Source organism: Limosilactobacillus avium (assembly GCF_947381485.1).
Lineage (GTDB): Bacteria > Bacillota > Bacilli > Lactobacillales > Lactobacillaceae > Limosilactobacillus > Limosilactobacillus avium.
Window position 1 is genome coordinate 1 of sequence record NZ_CANCWN010000062.1, and the last position, 2,424, is coordinate 2,424.

The window sequence follows — 2,424 nt, forward strand, 5'->3', positions numbered from 1 at the left end:
AAGAAGTATGTAGTTATAGACCCGAAACCAGGTGACCTACCCATGTCCAGGTTGAAGGTGCGGTAAAGCGCACTGGAGGACCGAACCCGTGTCAGTTGAAAATGGCTGGGATGAGGTGTGGGTAGCGGTGAAATTCCAAACGAACTTGGAGATAGCTGGTTCTCTCCGAAATCTCTTTAGGGGGAGCCTTGAGGAAAAGAATCGTGGAGGTAGAGCTACTGTTTGGACAAGGGGCCCGTCATGGGTTACCAACTTCAGATAAACTCCGAATGCCATAGATTTATACTCAGGAGTCAGACGATGAGTGATAAGATCCACCGTCGAAAGGGGAACAGCCCAGATCACCAGTTAAGGTCCCTAAATATATGCTAAGTGGAAAAGGATGTGGAGTTGCATAGACAACTAGGATGTTGGCTCAGAAGCAGCCACCATTTAAAGAGTGCGTAATAGCTCACTAGTCGAGTGATCCTGCGCCGAAAATGTACCGGGGCTAAGCATATTACCGAAACTGTGGATGTGCACTACGTGCACGTGGTAGGAGAGCGTTCTAAGGGCGGCGAAGTCAGACCGTGAGGACTGGTGGAGCGCTTAGAAGTGAGAATGCCGGTATGAGTAGCGAAAGACAGGTGAGAATCCTGTCCACCGAATGACTAAGGTTTCCTGGGGAAGGCTCGTCCTCCCAGGGTAAGTCGGGACCTAAGCTGAGGCCGAGAGGCGTAGGCGATGGATAACAGGTTGAGATTCCTGTACCAGTTGAATGCGTTTGAATGATGGAGGGACGCAGGAGGCTAAGCGAACCGCATGATTGGAAGAGTGCGGCCAAGCAACAAGTCAGTAACTGAGTCAAATGCTTAGTTGCGGGTTGACAAGTTGTGATGGGGAGTGAAATTTTAGTAACGAAGTCGCTGATGTCACACTGCCGAGAAAAGCTTCTAGTGAGTATTCAACTGCCCGTACCGCAAACCGACACAGGTAGTCGAGGAGAGAATCCTAAGGTGAGCGAGAGAACTCTCGTTAAGGAACTCGGCAAAATGACCCCGTAACTTCGGAAGAAGGGGTGCTGGCCGCAAGGCCAGCCGCAGTGAAAAGGCCCAGGCGACTGTTTATCAAAAACACAGGTTTCTGCAAAATCGTAAGATGAAGTATAGGGGCTGACGCCTGCCCGGTGCTGGAAGGTTAAAAGGATGGGTTAGCTTCGGCGAAGCTCAGAATTGAAGCCCCAGTAAACGGCGGCCGTAACTATAACGGTCCTAAGGTAGCGAAATTCCTTGTCGGGTAAGTTCCGACCCGCACGAAAGGCGTAACGATCTGGGCACTGTCTCAACGAGAGACTCGGTGAAATTGAAATCCCTGTGAAGATGCAGGGTACCCGCGACAGGACGGAAAGACCCCATGGAGCTTTACTGTAGCTTGATATTGAGTGTTTGTACTGCTTGTACAGGATAGGTAGGAGCCATAGAAAGCGGAACGCTAGTTTCGCTGGAGGCGTTGGTGGGATACTACCCTTGCATTATGACCACTCTAACCCGCAGCACTGAACGTGCTGGGAGACAGTGTCAGGTGGGCAGTTTGACTGGGGCGGTCGCCTCCCAAAAGGTAACGGAGGCGCCCAAAGGTTCGCTCAGAATGGTTGGAAATCATTCGCAGAGTGTAAAGGCACAAGCGAGCTTGACTGCGAGACAGACAGGTCGAGCAGGGACGAAAGTCGGGCTTAGTGATCCGGTGGTTCCGCATGGAAGGGCCATCGCTCAACGGATAAAAGCTACCCTGGGGATAACAGGCTTATCTCCCCCAAGAGTCCACATCGACGGGGAGGTTTGGCACCTCGATGTCGGCTCATCGCATCCTGGGGCTGTAGTCGGTCCCAAGGGTTGGGCTGTTCGCCCATTAAAGCGGTACGCGAGCTGGGTTCAGAACGTCGTGAGACAGTTCGGTCCCTATCCGTCGCGGGCGTAGGAAATTTGAGAGGACCTGTCCTTAGTACGAGAGGACCGGGATGGACATACCGCTGGTGTACCAGTTGTTCCGCCAGGAGCACCGCTGGGTAGCTATGTATGGACGAGATAAACGCTGAAAGCATCTAAGTGTGAAACTCGCCTCGAGATGAGATTTCCCATTCCCTTCGGGGAAGTAAGACCCCACAAAGATGATGTGGTAGATAGGATGGAAGTGGAAGTGCAGTGATGCATGGAGCGGACCATTACTAATCGGTCGAGGACTTAACCAAGGAAAGCGGTTAGGTTTGTTGGTGAGGTTAGATATTGTTTAGTTTTGAGAGCGCAAGCTCTCGTCTCAGAAGAGACGAAGTGTGGTGATGATGGCTTGAAGGATACACCTGTTCCCATGCCGAACACAGAAGTTAAGCTTCAACACGCCGAAAGTAGTTGGGGGATCGCTCCCTGCGAGGATAGGACGTTGCCACGC

Annotated in this window: 2 rRNA genes; both read left to right on the forward strand. The window is 51.9% G+C overall.

From position 1 onward, the window contains the following. Window positions 1-2,227: ribosomal RNA gene (locus tag QOS01_RS10210) — 23S ribosomal RNA — on the forward strand; the annotation flags it as partial. A gap of 80 nt (window positions 2,228-2,307) precedes the next feature. Beyond that, window positions 2,308-2,424: ribosomal RNA gene (gene rrf, locus QOS01_RS10215) — 5S ribosomal RNA — on the forward strand.